This window comes from Thalassoglobus neptunius, from assembly GCF_007859735.1.
GTDB classification, from domain to species: domain Bacteria; phylum Planctomycetota; class Planctomycetia; order Planctomycetales; family Planctomycetaceae; genus Thalassoglobus; species Thalassoglobus neptunius.
In genome coordinates this window covers 2,356,546-2,381,558 of the sequence record NZ_SIHI01000001.1, presented here as the reverse complement: position 1 = coordinate 2,381,558, position 25,013 = coordinate 2,356,546, and the positions used below count along the sequence as shown (strand labels likewise).

18 protein-coding genes are annotated in these 25,013 nt (G+C 53.1%); 11 read left to right on the top strand and 7 right to left on the bottom strand.

Features of this window, described 5'->3' with window-relative positions; translation table 11 throughout:
- Positions 1-22: 22 nt before the first annotated feature.
- Positions 23-5,377: a protein kinase domain-containing protein gene (locus tag KOR42_RS09395; RefSeq protein WP_146509097.1), complete on the top strand. Its 5,355-nt coding sequence runs from the start codon at positions 23-25 to the stop codon at positions 5,375-5,377.
- A gap of 37 nt (positions 5,378-5,414) precedes the next feature.
- Here KOR42_RS09395 and KOR42_RS09390 read toward each other — a convergent pair whose 3' ends face one another.
- Positions 5,415-7,601 (bottom strand): alpha-amylase/4-alpha-glucanotransferase domain-containing protein, encoded by a 2,187-nt coding sequence (locus KOR42_RS09390; protein ID WP_146509095.1) that lies wholly within the window; start codon positions 7,599-7,601, stop codon positions 5,415-5,417.
- A gap of 450 nt (positions 7,602-8,051) precedes the next feature.
- Between KOR42_RS09390 and KOR42_RS09385 the strand changes: the two genes are divergently transcribed.
- On the top strand, positions 8,052-8,807 hold the full coding sequence (locus KOR42_RS09385) for a YqjF family protein (RefSeq protein WP_197441009.1): 756 nt from the start codon (positions 8,052-8,054) through the stop codon (positions 8,805-8,807).
- Here the strand turns inward: KOR42_RS09385 and KOR42_RS09380 are convergent.
- From KOR42_RS09380 to KOR42_RS09370, 3 genes are all read right to left on the bottom strand, one after another.
- Positions 8,804-9,868: a DUF1559 domain-containing protein gene (locus KOR42_RS09380; protein ID WP_146509091.1), complete on the bottom strand. Its 1,065-nt coding sequence runs from the start codon at positions 9,866-9,868 to the stop codon at positions 8,804-8,806. The genes KOR42_RS09385 and KOR42_RS09380 overlap by 4 nt on opposite strands.
- Before the next feature lie 456 nt (positions 9,869-10,324).
- The gene (locus tag KOR42_RS09375) at positions 10,325-10,765 is read right to left on the bottom strand and encodes a carboxypeptidase-like regulatory domain-containing protein (protein WP_146509089.1); all 441 of its coding nucleotides are present in this window, start codon (positions 10,763-10,765) and stop codon (positions 10,325-10,327) included.
- 341 nt (positions 10,766-11,106) lie between these two features.
- Positions 11,107-12,177 carry a DUF1559 domain-containing protein gene (locus KOR42_RS09370; RefSeq protein WP_146509087.1) on the bottom strand — a complete coding sequence of 357 codons (1,071 nt, stop codon included), beginning with the start codon at positions 12,175-12,177 and terminating at the stop codon, positions 11,107-11,109.
- Between the two features lie 288 nt (positions 12,178-12,465).
- On the opposite strand from KOR42_RS09370, the gene KOR42_RS09365 reads away from it, so the two are divergent.
- The gene (locus tag KOR42_RS09365) at positions 12,466-12,957 is read left to right on the top strand and encodes a hypothetical protein (protein WP_146509085.1); all 492 of its coding nucleotides are present in this window, start codon (positions 12,466-12,468) and stop codon (positions 12,955-12,957) included.
- 89 nt (positions 12,958-13,046) lie between these two features.
- On the opposite strand, the gene KOR42_RS09360 is transcribed toward KOR42_RS09365, so the two are convergent.
- The 3 genes from KOR42_RS09360 to KOR42_RS27365 all read right to left on the bottom strand — a co-directional run bounded on the left by KOR42_RS09360 (position 13,047) and on the right by KOR42_RS27365 (position 15,372).
- Positions 13,047-14,135, bottom strand: a complete 1,089-nt coding sequence (locus tag KOR42_RS09360; protein ID WP_146509083.1) for a Gfo/Idh/MocA family protein — start codon at positions 14,133-14,135, stop codon at positions 13,047-13,049.
- Positions 14,136-14,256: 121 nt separating this feature from the next.
- Positions 14,257-15,159, bottom strand: a complete 903-nt coding sequence (locus tag KOR42_RS09355; protein ID WP_146509081.1) for a sugar phosphate isomerase/epimerase family protein — start codon at positions 15,157-15,159, stop codon at positions 14,257-14,259.
- 66 nt (positions 15,160-15,225) lie between these two features.
- The gene (locus KOR42_RS27365) at positions 15,226-15,372 is read right to left on the bottom strand and encodes a hypothetical protein (protein WP_231740821.1); all 147 of its coding nucleotides are present in this window, start codon (positions 15,370-15,372) and stop codon (positions 15,226-15,228) included.
- Here KOR42_RS27365 and KOR42_RS09350 point away from each other — a divergent pair.
- From KOR42_RS09350 to pstB, 8 genes are all read left to right on the top strand, one after another.
- Positions 15,371-17,269 (top strand): sulfatase, encoded by a 1,899-nt coding sequence (locus KOR42_RS09350; protein WP_146509080.1) that lies wholly within the window; start codon positions 15,371-15,373, stop codon positions 17,267-17,269. The genes KOR42_RS27365 and KOR42_RS09350 overlap by 2 nt on opposite strands.
- A 5-nt stretch (positions 17,270-17,274) precedes the next feature.
- Positions 17,275-17,694: a M90 metallopeptidase family protein gene (locus tag KOR42_RS09345; RefSeq protein WP_197441008.1), complete on the top strand. Its 420-nt coding sequence runs from the start codon at positions 17,275-17,277 to the stop codon at positions 17,692-17,694.
- Between the two features lie 256 nt (positions 17,695-17,950).
- The gene (locus tag KOR42_RS09340) at positions 17,951-18,949 is read left to right on the top strand and encodes a sodium:calcium antiporter (protein ID WP_146509076.1); all 999 of its coding nucleotides are present in this window, start codon (positions 17,951-17,953) and stop codon (positions 18,947-18,949) included.
- Positions 18,950-19,345: 396 nt separating this feature from the next.
- A complete protein-coding gene (locus KOR42_RS09335; RefSeq protein WP_146509074.1) occupies positions 19,346-20,647 on the top strand; it encodes an O-acetylhomoserine aminocarboxypropyltransferase/cysteine synthase family protein in 1,302 nt (433 codons plus the stop codon).
- A 122-nt stretch (positions 20,648-20,769) separates the two neighbouring features.
- On the top strand, positions 20,770-21,732 hold the full coding sequence (locus KOR42_RS09330; protein ID WP_146509072.1) for a PstS family phosphate ABC transporter substrate-binding protein: 963 nt from the start codon (positions 20,770-20,772) through the stop codon (positions 21,730-21,732).
- 330 nt (positions 21,733-22,062) lie between these two features.
- On the top strand, positions 22,063-23,040 hold the full coding sequence (pstC, locus tag KOR42_RS09325; protein WP_146509070.1) for a phosphate ABC transporter permease subunit PstC: 978 nt from the start codon (positions 22,063-22,065) through the stop codon (positions 23,038-23,040).
- The gene (gene pstA / locus KOR42_RS09320; RefSeq protein WP_146509068.1) at positions 23,037-24,074 is read left to right on the top strand and encodes a phosphate ABC transporter permease PstA; all 1,038 of its coding nucleotides are present in this window, start codon (positions 23,037-23,039) and stop codon (positions 24,072-24,074) included. Before pstC ends, pstA begins: the two co-directional genes overlap by 4 nt.
- 105 nt (positions 24,075-24,179) lie before the next feature.
- Positions 24,180-24,926: a phosphate ABC transporter ATP-binding protein PstB gene (pstB, locus tag KOR42_RS09315; protein ID WP_231740880.1), complete on the top strand. Its 747-nt coding sequence runs from the start codon at positions 24,180-24,182 to the stop codon at positions 24,924-24,926.
- The last annotated feature ends 87 nt before the right edge of the window (positions 24,927-25,013 follow it).

Sequence of the window (25,013 nt, the reverse complement as noted above, 5' to 3'; positions counted from 1 at the left end):
CAAATTTCCGGAAGGTCCAGCGATGACAACTTGTCCTGAATGTGGTGCGAACCTCTCGTCCGACGATCTGGTTGTGTGTCCAAAGTGTCAGCATCCGTTGAAGCAGGCGGACGACGAGAGTCACTCCAGTGAAACGTTTATGGAAGACGAACTTCCTGAACAGTTCGATCAGGATGGGGCCCTCGAAGGAACGCTTGATCTCAACGCCATCGACGAACCCGAATCAATCTCTGAACTCGTGGTGGAGTCGTTTGAAGTCGAAGACGATGGCAACACGTTGGCGGATCAAACGTTTATGCTGCCAAACGAGCCAGAGGATGAGGACCCTTCCGAAACGGCCGATGCGACTTTCGTTCAGGACGTGGGGGACGCAGACAGGACAATCGACGGTGGGTTGTCGGACGTTGTCAGCCAGGAGGCCGATCAAACTTTCGTGATGGACTCCATCGACGGCGAAAACGATCAGGGCGACCAGAACCCGACGATCGGCGATGGCACCATTGACATTCAGCGACGGGAAAATGAACAGGCTCAACGAACCATTCCCGATGTCCATCCTACCGGGCCAAGCAGCAACGAACTGAAAACACTCAACCTGAACTGGGATGCGGAAGACGAGTCTGCGCCGGGGGCGACAATCAAAGCGACTCGGTTTGGCGGAGGCGACAGCGTTCCGCAGCAGGTGACTGAGTCTCGTTCTACCAGTTTGCGGTCCATCCCCAACCGGTCCGTCTCGACCGCAACCGATACGATGACGCTCGTCACTGCTCCGGAGTACGAACTTCGGAAAGTTCTCGGTGAAGGGGGAATGGGAATTGTCTGGTCGGCACGCCAGACATCGGTCGATCGTGATGTCGCGATCAAGATGATCAAGGGGACCAAAGATCAGAAACAGAATCAGCGAGACAAATTCCTCGCTGAGGCGATTGTCACCAGTGATCTGGATCATCCGAATATCGTTCCGATTTACGATCTGGGGAACGACTCTCAGGGCGCCCTTTTCTATGCAATGAAGCAAGTGCAGGGGACGCCGTGGTCGAAGGTGATCAACCAGAAGTCATTGCATGAAAATCTGGAAATTCTGCTGCGCACCGCAGATGCAATTGCTTTCGCGCATGCTCGAGGAGTCATCCATCGGGATTTGAAGCCTGAGAACATTATGCTCGGAGACTTCGGTGAAGTCCTCGTGATGGATTGGGGCCTCGCTCTCCCGACAAAGCACTTTGAAAAGGCTGGAAGCGTCAACATCCCCCCAGCAATGGGAGGGACTCCGGCGTATATGGCTCCGGAAATGGCGACCGGGCCGATCAATCGGATCGCGGAAACCAGTGACGTCTATCTTCTTGGGGCGATGTTGTGGGAGATTGTCACGGGAGTGCCTCCGCATCCGGGCAAGAGTGTCAAAGACGCGCTTCTCGCAGCGATGCGAAACACAATTCGCGAGACCGATCAACAAGGCGAACTGATCGAGATCGCGCGGAAGGCGATGTCGACGGCACCGGCACAGCGTCACCAGTCGGTCTCTGAGTTTCAAAAGGAACTGCGATCGTATCTCGATCACTCAGAGAGTTTGGCTCTGACGAAGCGAGCTCGTCAGGATCTGGAACGGGCACAGTCTTCGGGGGATTATCGAGATTATTCCAAGGCTGTTTTCGGATTTGAGCAAGCCCACGAACTGTGGGAAGGAAACGAAGAAGCTCGATCGGGAATCGATCAGGCGAATTTCGCTTATGCCAAACATGCGCGATCGAATGGGGACTACGATCTCGCGTTGTCGCTCCTTTCTCCGAAGCTCCCTGAACATCAGGAGATGCGAGGAGAGATTGAGTTCGACCGGACCGAACGCGATGCGCGTCGTCGCCGACTGGAAGTTGCCAAGCGGACGATGGCAGCCATGGTGGCCGGGATTCTGATTCTCGTCACCGGGGCCTTTTTCTGGATTCGGTCGGAACGGAACTTTGCGGTCGAGCAGCAAAAAATCGCCGTGAGTGAGCGCGATCGTGCGACGATTCAGCAAGGAATCGCTGAAGAGCAGCGGGACCTGGCGACAGAACAGAAACAGATCGCCGAAAAGGCTCGTTCGAATCTGCAGGTTGCCTTGACGGAAGTCGACAATCAGCGAGAAATCGCAGAAACGGAACGGGATGAGGCCCAACGTCAGCGAGAGATCGCAGACGACCAGCGAATTCTTGCCGAGGCCAATCAGCGGAAAGCCGAAGTTGCGAAAGAGGCAGAGGAATACAAAGCGTACATCGCTCGCATCGGCTTGGCCTCCGCAAAAATTGAAGAGAATGCTTTTGACGTTGCGGTCTCTTTGTTGAATCAATGTCCGCCCCGTTTGCGTGACTGGGAGTGGGGGCGCTTGATGCACCTTTGCGAACAGATTTCAACCGAGTTCAATACATCCGGACCGGTCGACGACGTCGCAATTTCTCCCGACAATCAGTTTCTTCTCACAGCGAGTTGGGACCATTCCGCGAGAATCTGGGATCTCAATTCGAAGGAAGTCGTCCGCGAGTTTCCGCAAGCAGGTCTCTATGTTCATTCCGCCTGCTGGTCTCCGGATCAAAAGTATGTCGCACTGGGGGGCAGTGGTCCGGAAGGTCTCATTCGGATATTTGATGCGTCCACGGGAGAACAGGTCGCGACGTTCAACGGTCACAGCGATGCGGTCTTGCATGTCGAGTTTTCACCTGACGGCCAACAGCTCATCAGCTGTTCGTATGATGAGACCGCACGTCTTTGGGATGTTTCGGACATTCGGCAGCCTCGCGAGCTTGTCGTCCTTGACGGACATTCGTGGTGGGTTTGGGATGCTGCGTTTGCGCCCGACTTCAACTTGGATTCGGCATCGTCTCCTCGACAACTTGTCACCGTCAGTCAGGACGGAAAAGCCATCGTCTGGTCCATTGATGCAACGGTTCCGGAAGCCGATGCAATGGCTGTGCGATTTGTCGCTCAGGAAACGCCTGATCGAGAAACGAGAGTGCGAGCGCGACAGGATGCCGTCTTCATGATGCATGAAGGACCGATTTATTCTGTCGCTTATTCACCCAATGGGCAGTATGTCGCGACAGGTGGTTATGACTCCCGGATTCTCTTGTGGAATCCTTCCGAGCTTCCGGCATTCGATCTCGGTCAGATTTTGAACGACGAAGTTCCCGAACCTGAGTTCGATTCTCTGGAAGGGCATTCCTCGTCAGTCCATGCACTCTGTTTCTCGAAAGACGGTGAACTGCTCATTTCGGGTGGACGTGACAATTCCATCAAGGTCTGGGATACCACGAATACTTCGACCATCAAAACGTTCCGCGGCCACTTCGGGGAAATTCGAGCTGTCGACATTTCCTCCGATGGCCGGACGATCTTTTCCGGGGCCAAGGACAGTCGGGCTGTCGCATGGAACATTGATCAATATGAAGAAATCCGTGTTCTGAATGGGCGAAGACTCTCCGGGCACAGCGACGCAATTCTGAATGTTGCGTACGATCCGCAGGGAGGAAGAATCGTCACTGCGAGTCGAGACCGTACCGGAAGAATTTGGAATGCGCATACCGGCGAGCTGGAATTGACACTCGCCGAAGGCCATCAATTTCTGACGTCCAACGCGGTGTTCCTTCCTGACGGACGCATTCTTGCGACAGCAGCAGCGGACGATACAGTCCGCCTTTGGGATGTTGGGACAGGGGCTCAAATTCTGGAAATTCCCAAGACCGGACAGTCAGCAGTCATCGGCATTTCTTTCGATGGAAAGTGGCTTGTCACGGGAAGCAATGACCAGTCAACTCAGTTGTGGCGACTGGATGAAATGTTGAGACAGGCAGCCATTGAATCAATCGATTCGGTGGAAGATCTTCCAATCAAACCGGTCCGACTTGAAGGGCATCATGGGCGCGTGACTTCCGTCTGTTTTTCTCCGAACACGAATCGGCTGGTGACGTGTGATTCCAACGGGAGGATGATTCTCTGGGACGCGGAAACGGCTCAAGTGCTCTGGGAGGTTCGTCATCACAACCGGCTGATCTCGCAGGTCGTTTTCTCTCCCGACGGTCAGCAAATTCTGACAGCGTGCCATGATCACACCGTGGGCACCGTTGATGCTGAAACGGGTGAAGAGATTGTGGAACAGGTTCTCGGCCACTCGACGGCAGTCTCGAGCGTAGCTGTTTCTCCGGATGGTCGTTCGGTCATCTCTGTCAGTCTTCTTGAAAATGACCTGCTGAATCCGGGATCAAGAATTGTCATGTGGGATCGGCTCACCGGGCAGGAACAATTTTCTGTCGACGTTGAATCATTCAGTGTGAATGACGTGGCATTCTCTCCCGACGGCGAACGGGTGCTATGCGTTTGCAATGACAATACGGTGAGAGTTCTCGATCTGACATCGACGTCTTCGGACAACACGTTGAGTCAGCCGGTTCTCGATTTCGAAGTCGTTGGCGGTCTCGTCTGGTCCGCGAAGTTTGATCCGGCCGGAAAGTCGATTCTGACTGTTGGCGGAACCGATGCCCGATTGTGGGATGCGGCAACTCGTCGCGAAGTCATGGCATTTCGCCCGCATGGAGCAGTGGCGTCAGCGAGTTTTTCACCGGACGGAACACTTGTCGCGACGGGAAGCTGGGACAACTCCGTCAAGATCTGGAATGCGACAACCGGTCAGGTTGTGGAGAAGCTTGAAGGAGGCCACGATTCTTACGTCAACAGTGTCCGGTTCTCTCCGGATGGCTTGCAGGTGTTAACATCTTCGGACGATCAAACGGCGAAACTCTGGAGCCTGGAAACGAAATCAGTCGAGGTCTCCTTCATTGGTCACACCGGTCGGGTTCGGCTGGCAATCTTTTCGCCTGATGGAAATCAGATCCTCACGGTTTCGAACGACCGAACAGCTCGACTTTGGGATCGGAAGACGGGAGAACAACAGCGAGTTCTCAGTGGACATGAATGGGCTGTGCTGGCAGGAGCGTTTTCTCCGGACGGAAAGCTGATCGTCACCGCAGGAGAAGATAACACCGCGAAAATCTGGGATGCTGCCACCGGGGATTTGATCACCACTTGCGAAGGGCACACTTCTGCTGTCACCAGCGTGGCCTTTTCTCAAGACAGTGCCCGATTATTTACTGCCAGCGCGGATGCCTCCGCCAAAGTCTGGGACGCGACTCCCGGACATGGGGGAACAGAAATCTTTACGCTCGCGCAACAGCGAGGTGAACTGACATCACTCGCTGTCTCTCCGGATGGTCGAAACGTCGTCACCTCCGGTCGCAATGGAGTCGCCACGATTTGGCTGACAAGCGACTGGAAGAACGGAGGCGAACACATTGAAGCCGATCAGACTCAAGTCAATCACATTGAGATGGCGCAACCGCAGAATCAGTGATTGTCACTTTTCGCGAGATCGACAGTTCCCAACGGATTCAGCTTTCTGAGGAGAATGCTGCGAGCTGGCGTGCGTGAGCCGCGGAGGTGTCCACGCATTGTTGAATCTGGACATGGAAACTCCGTGACTCATCCACAACGAAGTTCCAGACCAACGTAACGACACTGCTTTGATGGACCAGTTCGTATCCGCCTTCGCTTTGGCTGACGGTCTGAATCGGAAATGTCCAAACATTGCACGGAACCGAAGCTTCAAGCGTTGTGTCGACGCCCAGCCACTCGTCAACAAGTCCGATGCGTTGCTGATCGGAAAGGTTCAATACGGTTTCCAACTGACCGACGCGGCGTCCGGATTCGTCGTAGAAGTACCGATCTGGTTGCGACGCTGGCATGCTTGAGAAGTTGAACTCCACAGCGAACTGAATTTCTTCTCCGACCGGAAGTTGATTGAGGCGGTAGTCAAACTCAAGTTGACCTGTGCGAGCCGCGTCGAGCGAAATCTGTTTCGTCATTTGAATCCAGTGTTCCCCGAGTCGTCCCTCGCGAGAGAGAATGGCTTCGACGCGACTGGATGACTTCCGCGTTTTTGACTCGTGGACTCCCAGTAGAAAATCACCAATCTCTCCGTTGCCGGCAGCGAAGTCTTCAGCGGTTGTTCCGGGTCGCAGGAAGTGGTCGACCAGACTCTTGCGAGGCCAGCGATCGTAGGCGATTTGCTGATCGAGATTGTCCTGTTTGAACCGAGCCCCTTCATGCTTGTTGAAGTCGATGTCGTCGACGCTTTCGCTCTTTCCTCCGATGTCGAGAATCATCTGATGGTACGGTTCCGGACGACGGTTGAGCGTTGAGAGCAGATTCGTCTCGATGCTTCTCACGTCGAGTTCGTAAAGATGCCCGCCACGAGCCGGACTCAGGTACGCAATCAACCGATCCGAAGCGATTCGGATTTCCTGTCGAGCGTCGAGGTTGAAATCTTCCGCGCTGATGTCGACCCAGCGACCGGAGCGCCCGCTGGCTTTCTCAAGAAGCGTGTCGGCAGCGATGAGATGGCGATAGATGGCGTTTCGCAAGTGAGGAAGATAGAGGCCCCCGAAAGCTCCGTGCCAGTACGGGCAGTTGCATTGACCGCGATAAAGTTCGAGGCGAATCGAATCGCGAACAGACTCGCTGAGAGGATGATGCGGGTCGTCTTCCATCGCTGCCAGTCGACGGCTGATTTCCAGCGACCGACAATACATGTCGTTGCTTTCGGGATACTTCACGAGAAAGTTGCGCCACATCCCAGCCCGGAAGAACGGCTGAACCGTTTTCCAGTCGTCGAGTTTTTCAAGGTGCTGCCGCGTCTGCTGGTAAACGATCTGTTGATCGGTCGGCAATGCCCATTCCGTCATTTCCCGGTAGCTGGCATTCGGCAGATAGACCTTTCCGCTCGGAGCAACGGAATCGACCGCCTGAGCCATCGTTACGACGCGCAGCCATTCCGATTGTTCACGAATCGCCTGAAAGAACCGTCGCAACCACTGTTTGTCACCGTACACATGGTTGAAGGTTCCCGGCCATGATCCGAATTTTTCTCCGTCATCACCAAAAGAGACAACCGTTCCGGGAAACTTCTCAGCGAGTTGTCTGAGATAGGCGATTGTCTCATCCGGTTCGGACCAGGGAATCGTGTATCGCAGCGTTTCATCATCGGGGAAGACAGACAGCAGCCGTCCCTCGTTTTCGGTCAGGTAATGCCCATGCAGCTTGTCATCAGAAAACCCTGCCCACCGGAAGTGGGAGTCGTCGAGGATTGTGTATTCGATGCCCGCATCAACGAGGTCACTTGTGAAGGCTGGTTCCCAGACACGTTCGGGGACCCACATTCCACGGACGCGCGTTTCGAAGAGTTCTTCGAGATGCTTCACGTAAAGCTGAATTTGGCCGATCCGGTCACGTCCCGGGATTGATGCCAGAATTGATTCGAAATACGGCCCGCCGAGGATTTCCATGTGACCGGCAGCGACCGAGGCTTTGATTCGGTCGAGGTAATCGGTTCGATGCTGTTCGAGCCACTCCAGCAGGCTGCCCGAAATGTGCATGGTCACGGGAAGATCCGGGAAGTCGTCCACGACATCCATGAAGGGAAGATAAGCCTCTTCACAGGCCTGTTCGAACACCCCGTCGAAATTGCCGACCGGCTGGTGGTTGTGGACAGCGAAAACGAGTCGAAGCGAGGGGGTCATGGCCGCAGATCCAGTTCGGGAAACGTACTCCGTGCTCGATTGTGATAACAGTTTTTGAACCCACATTGAATAGTGGACTCAAACAGTGCCCTGATTTCAGGAAAGCCCGATCAGTTTCGCCGGAAAAGTTTTCCATTTATCGGAGGATTTCGATTCGAAAAGTCGCCTCCCGTTCGCGCTGTTGAACCGGACGATCGCGATCTCAGGAAGCTCAAACTGCAACGACGTGCGCTCCATTGGAATGGGGAGTTCAACGGATCGATGAACGGGGATTGCGAGCGGAAGGTGATTCGTCAAAATGAACTGGTCAGGACGATCGGTCGAGAGCAAGTTGCTCTTTCCGGTGCACTCGCTTGCGCTGATTCATCAGATAAAAGACTGCGTTTGCTCGTGCGAGTGCGTTTAAACCGAATCAAGAAATGCTCAAACAATCACGAGAAGAGCAAAACGATGGACACAATTCAGCCGACTCTGCAGCAACGTCAGGCATTACAAACCCGTCCTGATGATCGCCCTGTCATGTTTCAGTCGTGGAGAAAACTGCTCTTTCTGCATTGGAAGATCGATCCCGAACTGATCCAGCGACGACTTCCGCGCGGGTTGACGGTGGACACATTCGATGGGGCGGCCTGGATTGGTGTCGTCCCGTTTTTGATGCGGAAGATCCGGCCGTCGTGGTCGTCGCAGGTGCCGTACATCTCCAACTTTCTGGAGCTGAACGTCCGTACGTATGCCTTCAATGAAGACGGCACGCCCGGGGTTTGGTTTTTCTCGCTCACAGCGAATCGCTGGCTGGCGGTGATGCTCGCTCGAAAGCTGTTCGGGCTTCCGTACGTTTGGGGAAAGATGTTTGCGTCCGTCGATGACGCTGGGGCGGTTCATTATCGAACGAGTCAGTTTCGAGACGAACAACGAAGGACGATGGAATTCGAGTATCAACCGCAGGAAACGGCGAGTCCCAGCGAGCCGGGTACACTCGACTTCTTTCTTGTGGAGCGATACATCCTGTTCAGCGAAACACGACCCGGTGAAATTGCGACCGGGCAGGTGCATCATCCTCCTTACCGTGTTCAACCGGTGAAAGTGAACGCGTTCAGCAGCCTCCCGGTGGAGTTGGATGGGTTCCCATCAATGCAAACACCCCCGGAGCACATGGTGTACTCCGAGGGTGTTGATGTCGAGGTTTTTGGATTGAAGTCCTCTTAGAACTCTCCGATCACAGCTCCATCGTTTCGTGCAAAGAGCTTCTGATAGGTTCCGAAAAACGGAGCGTTTGGGTTGCTCGCAACGTCTTCAGTTCGGAACGCACTGTTGAGATTGATCCACGGTGTGGAGGTGTGCTCAATGTTTTCGCTGAGGAAGCGAACGGTTCCATCACAGAACAGGAACTGAGCACCGCCCACGTGCAGGCTTCCTGCAGTACGGTGCGGTTGCGGATTTCCTTCGATCTGAAGCCAGTTCATAGCCCATTCACCTTGAACGAGAAGGGCGTTAGATGCGCCTTGAGCACCCGTCAGACCGTTGTTGTCCTGAGCTCCGTAGAAACGAGATCGGTTCAGACCGTTGGTCTGCATCCCCCAGCGTGTTTCAGCGACAGCAATCGTGTTACTTGTTCCGTCGGTGATGTCTCGGATCTTCGCAGGTGGTCCTGAGTTGGTTCTTCGAAAGATTCCGTTCCGACGGCGTGGGATATTGTTGGCTGTCACGTTATTGCCATTGTAACCGTTATAGGCACTGGAAGCACCCTGATAGCTACTTGTTGCGGAGTTTGGAATGGCTGCATCATTCTGATTGGAGGGCTTGGTATCAGAAGGACAACTGAAGAGCGGCAAGACAGTTTGGCACAAAGTGACGTTCTCTTGACCGACTTGTTGATTTGGTCCTGGTTGATCCCAAGCAGCCTGTTGTTCAGCCCAGAACAGGTTGAACAATGGACCTTGATCCATATATGGCAAAAGCGCCCAGCCCCAACCGTAGGCGGAACCGCCTCGTTTCGGATTGGTTTCCGGATCTCCGTTGAACCAACCACGATATTGGTGTCCGATTGGGAAAGACTTGTAGACGTCGTGGTAGTTGTGCATTGCCAGCCCGAATTGCTTCAGGTTGTTTTTGCACTGTGTCCGTCGAGCTGCTTCACGTGCTTGCTGAACTGCCGGGAGCAGCAGGGCGATAAGAATTGCGATGATCGCAATCACCACCAGCAGTTCGATCAGCGTAAATCCACGCTGATTCCTGGAAAGAAGTTTGAGTCGAGTTGTTGCGGGCATGTGACATCCTCCAATGAAGAGAGAGGAAACTGAATAAAAAGAATTCGTGATGAATTCGGAAGACGTGTAAGTCGGATTTGATGCGTTTATCCTACAGAAAGATTTCTGGATCGCAAGGTAAAACTTGCGATTATCATGACTTCGTCGAGATTCATATCAAAAACTGCAATTTTGAGACGAGGTATTGAGGTTGAGAGGCACTCTAGGAGAGGTGCGGTGATCTGAGTGAAAACGACAAGTGATCGCTTTGGTCAAGTTCTCGTGTCAAGAGATGAGAGCTTCAGAGTGAAATGCCTTCACGAGATCGGCGCACAAAAAAGCCCTCCGACACAATGAGCGTTCGGAGGGCTTGAGATCGTCTTCGGATGAAACTGTCGTCAGCAATCATCTGATCATGAGTCGTTGACTCGTACGAGTGTCGATGGAGCTGACGCAGTATCAAACGAACCAAGTCTGTTAATATCCGTCTTCCGCTTGTGCAACAGGACCTTCGGAAGTGATATCGAAGTTGAATTCGTTATCACCACCTTCGACGACAGTTGCTGTTAGAGTCGTCTGTGCACCGTATTTCAGAGGGACCGTTTCCGGTGATCCAGGAGTTGTGCTTCCATCTTCCTGAGCCATTGGGTCGCTGGCTGTGCTGATGCGCACTTTATACTCGCCGGCTTGAGCACCTTGTCGTCCGCCTGAGAAGTTAAGGACGTACATGCCTTCTTCGTCAGTTCGGGCCCCAGCTGGACGACCGCTTTCGACGGGCATAAAAACGATCGACGCGTTTCTTAATGGCTGTCCGTTCATCGTCACTTTCCCGTGAACTCCTTCAATATCGGGACCACTGGGACCACATCCCATCGCGCTGATCGCGACAATTCCGCAAAGTGAAATCAGATTTCTCATGACTCGAATTCCTTCCACCGATTGATGACCCTGCATTCAGGCGGGGCGATTTGAATTTAAACTGGCGAATTTTGTTCTGGCACTGCCAAAAACGGAGGCGACCAAACTCGCCAGTCACTCTGAAGACGTTTATGTGTTGGGCAGTTTTGCACAAACATGTTCTCAAATGAACATATCTGGATTCTGTTCGATCTGCACGTCTCCGAATGGAGACTTCTGCGTTTCGGAAAAGAAAAAAGCACGGGCAGTTTCATCTGCCCGTGCCATATTCTCGATCAGTTGCTCATCCTACCGAAGTGAACATTCGCGGAACGAGCAATCCGCAATACACAGGCGAACGATTAGAATTCGCCAAGGACAGCTCCGTCGTTACGGGCGAACAGCTTCTGGTACGTTCCAAAGAATGGAGCGTTTGGATTGCTCGCGATGTCGACAGTTCGGAAAGCACTGTTCAAATTGATCCACGGTGTTGCAGTATGCTCAATGTTCTCACTTAGGAAACGGACGGTCCCGTCACAGAACAGGAACTGAGCTCCACCGATGTGCAGGCTTCCTGCTGTTCGGTGAGGTTGAGTGTTCCCTTCGATCTGAAGCCAGTTCATTGCCCATTCGCCTTGGACGAGCAATGCGTTGGTTGCTCCCTGAGCTCCATTCATGCCGTTGCCGTCTTGTGCTCCGTAGAAACGTGACCGATTCAGACCGTTGGTCTGCATTCCCCAGCGAGTTTCTGCGACGGCGATGGTGTTACTTGTTCCATCGGTGATGTCACGAATACGGGTTGGTGGGCCACTGTTTGTGCGGCGGAAGACGCCATTGAACCGGCGAGTGTTGGCGTTCGCAGTGACGTTGTTCCCCTGATAGCCGTTGTAAGCACTGGAGGCACCCTGGTAGCTGGAAGTCGCGGAGTTCGGGATCGCTCCATCATTCTGGTTGGTCGGTTTGGTGTCAGACGGACAACTGATCATCGGCAGTACGGTTTGAGCAAGGAGAACGTTTGTCTGTTCCGCAGTCTGGTTTGGTCCGGGATTCGCCCAGGCAACTTGTTGTTCTGCCCAGAAGAGATTGAACAGGGGAGCCTGATCCATGTAAGGCAACAGTGCCCATCCCCATCCGTAAGCTGAGCCACCCTGTTTTGGGTTGACGTTTGGATCGCCGTTGAACCATCCCCGGTATTGATGACCAATTGGGAACATGTTGTAGACGTCGTGGTAGTTGTGCATCGCCAGCCCGAATTGCTTCAGGTTGTTTTTGCACTGTGTTCGCCGTGCGGCTTCGCGAGCCTGCTGCACAGCTGGAAGCAGGAGTGCGATCAGAATCGCGATAATTGCGATCACGACCAGCAACTCGATCAGCGTGAAGCCACGCTTTGAGCCAGCCCTGTTAGAAGAGAGTGGTGAACCGTGTGTGGGCATCTTGGGGGGCCTTTCGTTGAGTACAAATGAATCTTGTGAGAGAAATTGGTAAAACGAAACCGCGCGACATGACATGAATAGATGTGTTGATTCGTCTATGCTAGACAACATAAACGTGAACTTCAAGAATGCGTCAACAGGATTTGATCTCAAAAATCGCAATATATGCGCCGGAAAACGTATTGGCCCCCTATTATGCGTGCTGTGAGTTAGCAGTTATGTTGAGTTTTGTTGTCAGGGGTTTTATTCCGGAATTACTAACGATGTCTTGAACCGGGGAGATTTGCGATGGGAAGTTCGGAAAGTGGGCCGGGTGTCGATGAGAACGCTCAGGCACCGGGTGAAAATGATGCCGTTGAAGCGAAGCGGGGAATGAACCCGGTTGTTCGAGTATTGATGCTTTTGGTCATCTGTCTGGTCGCTGCCGGAGTCGTGTGGGAAGGCATCACCTACGGAAGCTATCTGCTCACATATTCCGGTCTGAAGAACGAAATCGAGAAGCTTCCTGCCGACAACAAACAGAGATTCAACATCTACGATCTTCACGAGAGCAACCTCATCTATGGGGCTCCCGAGATCAGCTACAACGCTCTCGAATTGGGTAAATCTCAGGTCGTGACGTATCGCTGGGATGGTCTTCTGATGACGTACGGATCGATTCATATGATCTACGATCAGGAAGATGAATTTCACAGAGTCCAGGAGATTGAGACCGGACACCTGGACATTCCGGAGCCAAAGAACGTGGCGATCGAAACCGGCGCTCAGGATGCCGAATAGTCTGTCTGCGAAATCGCTCTGCGGTTGCTCGACTGCGCTGCTTCGTGTCTTGGGGTGGCAGTCGGTTGCTTGATCAGTTCGCTGTTTGATCAGTCAGCTGCGATCGGAAACTCGACCGGGCGTCTTGTTTCGTTCGACCGATAGATTGCGGTGAAAATCTCGACAACGGTCCGGCCTTCGCGACCGGTCACCATAGGGGCGCGATCCTGAATGACCGCGTCGAGGAAGTCGGCAATCTGCAGCGTGTGATAATGTTGTGTCGCATCGAGGCTGCCGAATCGTGCACGGTCTTCTGCGATGAACTGCTCGAGGAGATGTTCTTCGCCGGGGATCGTCCAGACATCATTGAGTGGTGGGTCCGCGATCTTCGACATCCCAGCGACGAACGACGCGCCGGTGTCTGTCTGGACTCCGACAGATGCTCCGTTGGACCCGTGAACATGAACCTTCGTGTAGATTCCCGGGTTTTGTGACAGGCTCGTGACAATGTTTCCGAGCCCGCCGGATTGGAATCGAATGACTGCCACGGCGGTGTCTTCGACTTCGATATACGGATGATTGAGGTTCCCCCAGTAGCCCGAAACTTCGGCGATGTCTCCCATCATCCATTGCAGTAAATCGAGTTGATGCGGGGACTGATTGACGAGGACACCTCCTCCTTCTGTTTTCCATTGTCCGCGCCAGGGATCAGACTTGTAATACGCCTCATCCCTCCAGCTGAACATGGAAAACGTCCCCAGCACAGGACTGCCGATTTTCCCGGCGTCGATGGCCGCTTTCATGCGTTGGACAGGTTCAAACAGTCGTCGTTGACTGACGACGCCCAGTTTCGAGTTTCCTTTATCGGCAGCATGAATCATGCGGTCACAAGCGTCCAGTGTTGACGCAAGGGGTTTTTCCACGAGGACATGAACTCCTCGCTTCAATGCTGCGACAGTCGGTTCTTCGTGCAGCGGATGAGGAGTACAGATCATCAATGCGTCGGGCTTCGCCTTGTTGATCATTTCGTCCACGGATGCGAAAGCGAGAGCCCCATACTCTGAGCCGAAAGATTCTGCCCGCGAGAGTTGGTTGTCGCAGACGGCGACCAGTTCTGATTGAGGCAGCGAAGCCAAGGCGTTGGCGTGAAGTTGTCCAACCTTGCCGCATCCGACGATCGCTGTGCGTAGTTGTGTCATGAATCTGAACCGATTTGGAATGTGTCGTTTCTGTGGACTCGCCCAAGCTTGTCTTCAAAGATGAGTGCGGTGGCTGGACAATGCAGAAAGAAGCAGAGGGCCGGGTCTGCTTCGGAAAGCGTTATGCCTGGGGGAAATACTTGTCGACCATCGAATGCAGAAATTCGAGCGACTCGCGCATCTCGTCCATGCCATTCATTCCATCTTCAATGCTGATCCAGCCGGTGTAGTTGTGGCTGGCCAGAATTGAGAAGATGGCGTCGTAGTCGTTGAGTCCCTTGCCGGTCACTCCATGTTTGAGAGACGACGAATACCCAAGCGTTCCGTCCGACTGCTTGAGGCTTTCGAGTGATGCTCCTTCTTCAAGATACCGGTCGCTGGCGTGCATGCTGACGACTCGCGGCGCGACGGCCCGAAGCAATTCGATGGGATCATCGCCAGCGACGATTGCGTTGGAAGGATCGTATTGCACTCCAAAGAATTCGGTTTCCGGGATTGCGTTCAGTAGCTCAAGAAACACGTCCTGCTTCTGTGCAAACTCGGGGTATTTCCAGAACCCGTCTTTGTAGTGGTTTTCGAGACCGAGGATGATTCCAAGGCCTCGCGCGGTTGGGAGAAGCTGGTCGATGCACTCGCGCACCCATTGAATCCCCTGTTCGCGTTCGACTTCAGGATATCGTTGCCCGCTCAAGACGCGGCAAACGGTTCCTTCTCCGCCGAGGCGATGCGCAACGCGGATCATTTCGAGTTGACGTTGAACGGCGGCCTCTCGCTGTGATGCTTCCGGATTGGTGAAATCGGGAGAGCAGCAAAGCATCGGAACGACGAACCCTGCACGATGAACAGCGGCGGCGACTTCGTCGATGTAGGCATCTTCTGTCGACGTGAAGAACCCGTCGTACATTTCGAGACCTTCTGCCGGAAGGCCTTGTGCGAGTTCGATCCACTCGAAGACAGTCATTGATCTCTCACCGGCGATGGCATCGAGATAGCATTTCGGGAAGGCTGAGATCCGGGGTCTCATGGTTGGTGTTCCAAAGGATGGCAGAGAAGGAGAGACTGTGCAGTTGAACGACACAGTGCGTCGTCGTCAATTGACGGGGGCATCGCAGGAAGCGTCTGTGACGAGATTGGGAAGATCGTTTCCGGTGGCTTCGCTGTGATTGACGACTCGACGAAACTCACTGATCCCGTCACAATGCCGAACAGACCTGATCTTCGAAATAGACTGACGCATGATGTTCCGAATTTTCATCCTCATGATCTGCTGTTGGCACGCCAGTTTTCTGGCAGCGGCAGATGAACGACCGAATTTTCTCTTTATCTGTGTGGACGATCTCAACGATTGGATCGGCTGCCTTGGTGGACATCCGCAGGCCATCACTCCGAATTTCGATCGACTGGCAGCTTCGGGCGTTTTGTTTACGAACGCTTATTGTCCGGCCGCTTCGTGCAATCCGTCTCGCACCGCAGTCATGACCGGGATCTCTCCGCATGTTTCCGGCTTGTATGCGAATCGACAAAGCATGCGGCAAGTGCTTCCGGATGCTCAAATCATTCCGAAGTATTTCTCTGAGCATGGGTACTGGTCCGGAGGATCGGGGAAAATCCTGCACTACTTCATCGATGCGGATTCGTGGACTGAATACTTTCCCGAGGCGGAGTCAGAGAATCCGTTTCCGCGAACTCTTTACCCGAGCAATCGACCGGTCAGCTTGCCACGTGCTGGCGACTGGCAATACATCGAGACAGATTGGGGAGCACTTGATGCGACCGATGAAGAGTTTGGAGGCGACTATCTGGTTTCCGAATGGGTCAGTGAACAACTCAAGAAGAAACGCGATCAGCCGTTCTGGCTGGCGTGCGGCTTTTATCGACCGCACGAACCGTGGTTTGTTCCCAAGCGATATTTCGACCGCGTTCCCCCCGTCTCGTCGATTCGCATTCCGCCTGGCTGGAAGCCGGGAGACTTGATTGATGTCCCGGAAAGAGCCCGTGCACTCGCGCGAAATCGGTACTTTCCACACATACAGGCACACGGGGAATGGAGAAACGCCATTCAAGCCTATCTGGCTTCAATTGCCTTCGCGGATGAGATGCTTGGTCGGGTTCTCGATGCATTGGAAGAGGGGCCGAATGCTGATTCGACGATCGTCATTCTATGGAGTGATCACGGCTGGCATTTGGGTGAGAAAGAGCACTGGCAGAAATACACCGCCTGGCGAGTCTGCGCACGCGTTCCGCTCATGATCCGAGTTCCTCCCGGGTTCAAAGCACTTCCGGAAGGAACACCTGTCGGAGCTGTCTGTTCGCGTCCAGTGAGTCTTCTCGACCTCTTCCCGACAATGACCGAACTGGCTGGCATTCCGGAGAAAAGTGACAACGATGGAAGAAGCATCGTGCCGCTGTTGAAGGATCCGGAAGCGGAATGGGATGAAGTTCCAATGACTCACCTCGACCGCCCCGGGGTCTTCTCGTTGAGTGGCGAGAAACACAGGTACATCCGCTACATCGACGGAAGCGAAGAGCTTTATAACATCGAAGACGACCCCTACGAGTGGACGAATCTTGCGTCCAACAAATACTTCGCTGATGTTCTCGCCCAGTTTCGCGAATTGATTCCGGAAGACTTTGCACCCAAAATTCTGCCGCCTGCGAAGCGACCTTCTCTCACAATTACAAATCAGACGGGAGAGTTTCTCGAGTTGTTCTGGCTTCCGGAAAACGCGGAGAGCGTCCCGCTCAAAGGAATTGAAGTGGGAGAGTCGCGAAGAATTCAGACAACGATCGGTCATCAATTCCGGGTTCAATCCACAAGCGGCCGAGTTCATGAAGAATTTGAATGTACGGAAGCAGAGCAAACCATCGTCATCCCGACTTCAGACGCAACAGATGCCGGTGAAGTCGCATTCGTTGGTGACAAGTCAAAAAACTTGAACCATCAGTCGCGAGATATCGAAGGCTGGACCGTTTACGTCGACGAAAAACTTTTGTCTGGTGAGCAGGAGGCTCTCGGAGAGACTGCGCTGAGGCTGTTGGAAGACAAACTCTTCGAGTTGAATTGCGTTTGCCGAAGAAACGAATCGAGCAATTGCAGGAGGTTCCCATCTGGCTCGACGGGGAGCACGAGTTGACCTCGATGCAGTATAATCCCAATGCGCAATGGCTTCGAGATCATGGATACGATCCCAGCATGGAGAAGTCCGTTCACATCGCTCGAGCTCAAAGGTTTGTCGATCATATTTCCAATCAAGCTCAACCGTGGAGCCTGCTTCATGAACTGGCTCATGCGTACCATGATCAGTATTTGGGATGGAATGAGAAATTCATTCGGGACGCGCATCAGCAGTTTGTTGATTCCGGAAAGTATGAATCTGTGCTTCATATCGATGGGAAAATGCGGCCGCACTATGCACTGACGAATCACAAGGAATTCTTCGCGGAAATGAGTGAGTCGTTTCTCGGAACTAATGACTTTTTCCCATTCGTTCGCGGGGAGTTGAAAACAGAATTGCCCGAAGTCCATGCGTTGATGACAGCGATCTGGATGGGGGACTAAAGCTTGATGCAGTCGTTGAGACTCGTTTCTTTCGATGAATGCTTCTATCAAGGAGTGCTGGGGATTCTCGAATTGATCTCAAAACCGGTCGGGAGGGCAACGTTCGGAAACGTCATCGAGTCAGTGGCAGTTTCAAAACCAGTTTTCGATATCGCGAATTCGTGATTTCCGTGATCCCGTGAATGATTCAGGCGTTTGCCGTTTAGGTCTGTCTGGCTCGTCACGATTTTCGTTGCCATAATCTGAAAGAACTTCCGTGGTTGAACTCCTGCTGCTCTTTTGTGGTCTCTCCGCGCTTGTTGTTATCGCTGCGGTCTTCCTGGCGAACTCGGCCGATCAAATTGCCTCTGCAACCAGTTTGGGGCACTCGATGGCTGGTCTTGTGCTGCTTGCGGGGGCAACAAGTCTTCCGGAGCTTTTGGTCGGGTATACCGGGGTTTCGATCGGAGCCATTGATCTGACGGTGGGAGAGTTACTCGGAAGCTGTCTTCTCAATCTGTTGATTTTGGCCATCATGGATCTGGTCACGAGGACACGCGGGCGGATGCTTTCCCGGCTCGCAGCTGCACACGCTCTCTCAGCGGCGGTTTGCATTCTGCTTGCGGCGGTTGTCATGCTCGGGCTGTTGATTACATCAGACTTCCGATTCCTGAGGCTCGGATTCGGAACCTGGGCCATTTTCTTTGTGTATCTCGCGTGCATGCGGCTCATCTATAATGATCAGCAGGTTCCGGCTGATGAACCGGCAATTGAAATGGCGCCGAAGTCGAAATCACTCGTTTGGGCGATCCTGATTTATCTGGGAAGCGGAGCTGTTATCCTTTTCGCAGCCCCTCAGCTTGCCCATGTCGCGAATGATCTGTCGGAATTGACAGGTCTTGGCCAGACGTTCTTCGGCACAGTTTTCGTCGCGCTGATCACCTCACTCCCCGAAGTTGTTGCGACCTACACAGCCATTCGGCTCGGTGCGTTTGACATGGCGGTCGGAAATATCTTCGGAAGCAATTGCATCAACATCTTCATTCTCGCACTCGTTGACTTCGCGAGTCCCGATCCGATCCTGGCATCTGCGTCGTTGACTCACATCGTCACAGCGGTCTCAATTGTCATCATCACGACCGTGGCTGTGATCGGTTTGCTTTATCGGGCTGAAAAGCGTGTTCTGTTTCTCGAACCCGATGCAGTGGTGATCATTCTGTTAGTTGTCGGTGCGTTGTATCTGGTCTATGACCCGCCCGTGATTGCCGTTCGATAGGAGATCAAAGTCGCGACGCGGCCGAAATTCCGGGTTTCCCAATTGGAGAAGTCGCGGTAGCTGAAAGAAGATCGGGCGTCGAGTTCAAATGACCGCGCATTTGAGATTGTTGAAGGGTGTGACTAGCATACGCGTGCAGCAGGTCGGCGGCTCATCGGGGCCGGCTTATCTCATCGGTGTGCATGCTCGACGAAGAAGGACAGCAGCCGTCCGTCATTTCTCGAGTATTGTCATCTTTGGTTTGCACCAACTCGGACGAGCAAACGCAGCATTCTTCAATAGAAACGAGTTCAGGCGAGTACAGAGAGACCGCAGGAATGGTCGAGTGTTGCGTGAGAATTCGTCGGGAATAGATTTGTTTTTCAGGTTGTGAGATTCGAACGGGGAGCGAGTGAGATGGAAGAGATTTCAATGAAACTGGACACAGCATGTCTTCATGGCGGGCAGGTTCCGGATCCGGCAACCAACGCGCGGGCCGTTCCGATCTACATGTCGACATCGTTTGTCTTCAACGATACCGATCACGCTGGGCGTCTTTTTGCTCTTCAGGAATTCGGCAACATCTACACCCGGATCATGAATCCGACGAATGATGTTCTCGAGAAGCGACTGGCGATGCTCGAAGGAGGAAGCGGAGCGCTGGCGGTTGCGAGTGGGCAAGCTGCCGAATCTCTTGCGATTCTGAACATCGCACAAGCTGGTCAGAATATTGTCTCTTCAGCAAGCTTGTATGGCGGGACCTACAACCTGTTTCACTACACGTTTCCGAAGTTTGGAATCACGACGAAATTCGTCGATGCTGCTGAGCCAGAGAGTTTCCGATCCGCAATCGATGAAAACACTCGTTGCATCTATCTCGAATCGATCGGGAACCCACGTTGTGATATCCCCGATTTCGACGCGATCAGCGAAATCGCCCACGAAGCCGGGATTCCGTTGATTGTCGACAACACGATGGCCTCTCCGGCACTCTTCCGTCCGTTTGAGCACGGTGCGGACATCGTCGTTGCTTCGTGTACCAAGTTCATCGGCGGTCACGGAACGTCGATTGGTGGTGTCATCGTTGAGAAGGGCGGATTCCCATGGGACAACGGGAAGTTCCCCGAAATGACGGAACCGGATCCTTCGTACCACGGACTCAAGTTCTTCGAAACGTTCGGGCCGATGAATCTGGCGTACATCCTCAAGATTCGGACTCAGCTACTGCGGGATCTGGGACCAGCTTTGAGCCCATTCAACGCCTTCCAGTTCCTCCAGGGACTCGAAACGCTCCACTTGCGGATGAAACGTCACTGTGAGAATGCCCAGGCGGTTGCTGAATTCCTGGAATCGCATCCTAAAGTCTCGTGGGTGAACTACGCCGGATTGGAATCGCACTCGTCTCATTCTCGCATGAAGAAGTACATGCCAGACGGTTGTGGTGCGGTCTTCGGATTCGGGATCACCGGAGGCAACGCTGAAGAGCAGACTGCAAATGGCATCAAATTGATCAATCAGTTGAAGCTCTTCTCCCACCTGGCCAACATCGGTGACAGCAAGTCCTTGATCATTCACCCCGCAAGTACCACGCATCAGCAGTTGACGACGGAAGAACAGGCAGCAGCTGGGGTTACGCCCGATTTGGTGCGACTGTCAATCGGCACGGAAGACGTCGATGATCTGATCAATGACCTGAAGCAGTCACTGGAATCAATTTGATTGTGAAGATTTGCTCTTTCTTAACAATTGGGTTTTGCCGTCTTAACAATTGAGCTTTAGAGTCATCTCTGATCAATCATCACGTTTCATTCTTCAACTTTCCCGGACAGGAAGAATCCCCAATGGTCCGTATGTTTACTGTTTTGGTGTGTGCTTGCACGCTCGTGGCGATGGGCTGCGGCGGAAGCGGTTCTGGTGAAGGAGGCTCACAAACCTCGGGTGCTGGTTCCGAAATCATTATTGACGGATCAAGTACCGTCGCTCCTGTTTCTGTGGCTGTCTCGGAAGAGTTTTCGATCGCCCATCGGGGTGTCCGCGTTCCTGTCGGTACTTCCGGAACTGGTGGCGGTTTCAAGAAGTTCGTGCAGGGTGAAACGGACATCAACGATGCGTCCCGTCCGATCAAAGAATCGGAAATCGAACTCTGCAAAGAAAACGGAATCGAATTCCTCGAACTGACCGTTGCAATTGATGGGTTGACCGTCGTTGTGAACTCGGAAAATGATTTCTGCAAAGATCTGACAGTCGAAGAACTCAAGAAGATCTGGGAACCGGAAAGCAAGATCACGAAGTGGAATGAAGTCCGCAGCGACTTCCCGGAAGAGATCATCAAGCTGTTCGCTCCAGACACTGATTCCGGAACGTTCGCCTACTTCACTGAAGTGGTTTGTGGCGAAGAAGGCGCAAGTCGCAGCGACTACCAGCAGAGTGCTGATGATAACTTCCTCGTGACAGGTGTCTCGGGCGACAAGTACGCACTCGGATATTTCGGGTACGCCTACTACATCGAAAACGAAGGGGCACTCGGAGCTGTTGCGATTGCCGACAATGGCGGAGAGCCTGTTTCTCCGAATCCTGAAACGATTGAAGACGGAACTTACACTCCGCTGTCTCGACCGTTGTTCCTCTATGTCAACAAAGCGAAGCTGAAAGATGCGACCATGGTCGAGTTTCTTCAGTTCTACTTGTCGGACGAAGGAAAAGATCTGGTCAAAGAATCGGGATACGTTCCACTGTCGGACAAACAGTACGAAGAACAAAGAGCGAAGCTGGAAGCTGCCGTTGCAGAAGTCAGCGGAGAATAGTTGCGGAGAAGGGACACATCGACCGGTCCAGCGACGAAGATTTTCGTGCGGCCGGTCGAGATTCCCGTCTGCAGCGACACTTGTGAGAGAACTCAGCGGCGTGTGATTCGATGGTGAGTCGTCGCCCGTGAACTGTTGCCACTTGTGACCCCGAGTTTGTTTTTGTACGAGTGTTTTGAGTTAAGGTACTCAGCAAGTCATTGAACAAAGGACAGGGGCAGGCCAGCTTGCCCACGATTGGGTTCACTTTCAGTGAGGTTTCAAGACCTCGTCGGACCTCGGTCGCCTGTTGACTCAGATTTCGTTGTTCGGAACATTCATCCCGAGCAAATGCCATTACTTTCCATTCGTCGGCGGCAAGTGCCCGTGTCTTTGAGAACGAAACATAATCAATTTCGCTTACAGGAACGATGTATCGAAATCGTTCTGTTCCTGTGTGCGGCCCTCTCGATTGCGACCACTCTCAGCATCATTTTTGTGTTGATCACAGAGGCGGTCTATACGATTGGTCCCGCGAAAGCGTTCTTCGAAGAAGTAAATCCGATGGATTTCTTCTTTGGAACACGCTGGGCGCCCAACTTCAAACCGCAGTCGTTTGGCGTTCTGCCGTTGTTTACGGGGACATTTCTGGTCGCCGGGATCGCGGCTTTGGTCGGTTTGCCGATCGGAATTCTGACAGCTGTCTACCTGAGTGAATATGCCAGTCCGCGACTTCGTGGAGTGATCAAGCCGTTTCTGGAGATTCTCGCCGGAATCCCGACCGTGATTTACGGATACTTCGCGCTCGAATTCATCACGCCCTTGTTTTTGAAACCGATTTTCAGCGGTTTGATGGGGTTTGATGTGGATGGATACAACGCATTGTCTGCGGGAATTGTGGTGGGAATCATGATCATTCCGATGGTCAGTTCTCTCAGTGAAGATGCGTTGAGAGCTGTCCCGCGAAGCCTTCGAGAAGCTGGCTACGCTCTCGGTTCGACGAAATACGAAGTCTGTGTCAAAATCGTTTTGCCAGCTGCGTTTTCAGGAATTGTGGCGGCCGTTCTTCTTGCGATTTCCCGAGCGATCGGGGAGACAATGGCTGTGACGATCGCCGCCGGACAAAGTCCCAATCTCACGCTCAGTCCATTCCACAGTGTTCAAACGATGACGGCGTATATCGTGAATGTCAGTCTCGGTGATACACCCGCCGGATCAATTGAATACAAGAGCCTCTATGCCGTCGGGCTGACTCTGTTCTGCATCACATTGCTGATGAACGTTCTCTCTCAGGCCGTCATGCGTCGATTTCGTGAGGTTTACAATTGAGCGGTCCAGAACAACCCACATCCACTCCAAAGCTTCGAGCATCAGGAAAGAAAGACAGTTGGTTCTTTGCTTTCATCTGCTGGCTCGCGACTTGGTCAAGTGTTGTCGTGCTGATTGTCTTGCTTGGGGCGGTCACGTATCAGGCTGTCGGCTGGTTGGACTGGCAGTTCTTGACGAGTTTTGATTCTCGCCGACCAGAGAAGGCCGGGATTCTCTCGGGGATCCTCGGAACGCTCTGGCTGATCGGTTTGACAAGCTTGTTCTCCGTTCCCATCGGAATTGGAGCTGCGATCTACCTGGAGGAATACGCACCCGATACGTTCCTGACACGGATCATCCGAACGAACCTGGCGAACCTGGCCGGGGTTCCTTCGATCGTCTACGGAATCTTGGGGCTGACAGCGTTCGTGCGAATGTTCGGTCTATTTGGTCAGGAAGGATATTTGAGTCGTGCACTGGGGGTGTCGATTGAAGGCTTCTTCTGGTCGGATCATTACAACGGTTACCTGATTCCACTTCCGTTTGGCCGAGTTGTGATGGCCGGAGCCATGACGCTGACGCTCTTAATTCTCCCGGTGATTATCATTGCTTCGCAGGAAGCCCTGCGGGCGGTTCCTCCCTCGATTCGACATGCTTCGCTGGCATTAGGGGCGACCAGATGGCAGACGATCTGGTTTCAGGTCTTGCCTGCGTCGATTCCCGGGATTATGACCGGTGTGATCTTGTCGATCTCTCGAGCGATTGGAGAAACGGCTCCACTGGTCATGCTGGGAGCGATGACATTTGTTTACTTTGCTCCGGGAGATGTCGACAGCCTCGGCTATTTGGCAGAACACCCGGAAGGCTTGGTGAAGGCACCTTTCGACACATTCACGGCGATCCCGATTCAGATTTTCAACTGGGTTCGTCAGGCAAAAGCAGAATTTAAAAACGTGGCAGCGGCAGGGATTGTGGTGTTGCTGTTTATTCTCTTGTTACTGAATGCAGTTGCTGTGTACCTTCGGTATCGCTCAAGTCGGCATCTACATTGGTAATTCGAAATGACTGAGGTAAAAATGGCAGACATTTCCGCTTCAATCCAAAACCGCGATGCCGCAGGGGATTCGTCTGGGGAAGCGGGGCCGGTCGAACAGACGACCATGATCGAGGCCCGAAATCTCGATTTCTACTATGGCGAAAACCAGGCCCTGTTTGACATTTCAATGGTTGTTCCGCAGCGAGCGGTGACGGCTCTGATTGGTCCTTCGGGGTGTGGAAAGAGTACCTTTCTTCGAACGCTCAATCGAATGAACGACATCGTCGAAGGGACTCGTCATACCGGTGAGGTCCTGCTCGAAAACGAAGATATCTACGATTCCAATGTCGATGTCGTCGAACTCCGAAAACGCGTCGGCATGGTGTTTCAGAAGTCGACTCCTTTTCCGAAATCAATCTTCGACAACGTCGCCTACGGCCCCCGAATTCACGGGATGCGTGACCGCGCGCAGCTCGCGGAAATCGTCGAGAAATCGTTGATCCGTTCGGCACTCTGGAAAGAGGTCAAAGACCGCTTGAAAGATTCAGCGATGGCACTTTCCGGGGGACAGCAACAACGTCTCTGCATCGCCCGAGCACTTGCGACAGATCCGGAAGTCTTGCTGATGGACGAACCTGCATCGGCACTCGATCCGGCGTCGACGTCGCGGATCGAAGATTTGATTTTCGAACTCAAAGAGAATTACACCATCGTCATTGTGACTCACAACATGCAGCAGGCTGCTCGAGTGAGTGACTTCACAGCCTTCTTCTACGAAGGACGTTTGATCGAACGGGGTGATACCGAAAAACTCTTTACGAATCCTGACGAAAAGCAAACGCAGGATTATATCACCGGTCGGTTTGGTTGATCCGTCCTGAGATGAACGGCAATCCAAGCTGTTGAAACAACGAATCTCACCAAGATTCAACACGAATGACTTCACTCGCTGTGGATC

Coding starts and splice junctions, on each gene's coding strand:
- KOR42_RS09395 (WP_146509097.1), top strand. CDS start 23: ATGACAACTTGTCCTGAATGTGGTGCGAACCTCTCGTCCGACGATCTG.
- KOR42_RS09390 (WP_146509095.1), bottom strand. CDS start 7,601: ATGACCCCCTCGCTTCGACTCGTTTTCGCTGTCCACAACCACCAGCCG.
- KOR42_RS09385 (WP_197441009.1), top strand. CDS start 8,052: ATGGACACAATTCAGCCGACTCTGCAGCAACGTCAGGCATTACAAACC.
- KOR42_RS09380 (WP_146509091.1), bottom strand. CDS start 9,868: ATGCCCGCAACAACTCGACTCAAACTTCTTTCCAGGAATCAGCGTGGA.
- KOR42_RS09375 (WP_146509089.1), bottom strand. CDS start 10,765: ATGAGAAATCTGATTTCACTTTGCGGAATTGTCGCGATCAGCGCGATG.
- KOR42_RS09370 (WP_146509087.1), bottom strand. CDS start 12,177: ATGCCCACACACGGTTCACCACTCTCTTCTAACAGGGCTGGCTCAAAG.
- KOR42_RS09365 (WP_146509085.1), top strand. CDS start 12,466: ATGGGAAGTTCGGAAAGTGGGCCGGGTGTCGATGAGAACGCTCAGGCA.
- KOR42_RS09360 (WP_146509083.1), bottom strand. CDS start 14,135: ATGACACAACTACGCACAGCGATCGTCGGATGCGGCAAGGTTGGACAA.
- KOR42_RS09355 (WP_146509081.1), bottom strand. CDS start 15,159: ATGAGACCCCGGATCTCAGCCTTCCCGAAATGCTATCTCGATGCCATC.
- KOR42_RS09350 (WP_146509080.1), top strand. CDS start 15,371: ATGATGTTCCGAATTTTCATCCTCATGATCTGCTGTTGGCACGCCAGT.
- KOR42_RS27365 (WP_231740821.1), bottom strand. CDS start 15,372: ATGCGTCAGTCTATTTCGAAGATCAGGTCTGTTCGGCATTGTGACGGG.
- KOR42_RS09345 (WP_197441008.1), top strand. CDS start 17,275: ATGCAGTATAATCCCAATGCGCAATGGCTTCGAGATCATGGATACGAT.
- KOR42_RS09335 (WP_146509074.1), top strand. CDS start 19,346: ATGGAAGAGATTTCAATGAAACTGGACACAGCATGTCTTCATGGCGGG.
- KOR42_RS09330 (WP_146509072.1), top strand. CDS start 20,770: ATGGTCCGTATGTTTACTGTTTTGGTGTGTGCTTGCACGCTCGTGGCG.
- pstC (WP_146509070.1), top strand. CDS start 22,063: ATGCCATTACTTTCCATTCGTCGGCGGCAAGTGCCCGTGTCTTTGAGA.
- pstB (WP_231740880.1), top strand. CDS start 24,180: ATGATCGAGGCCCGAAATCTCGATTTCTACTATGGCGAAAACCAGGCC.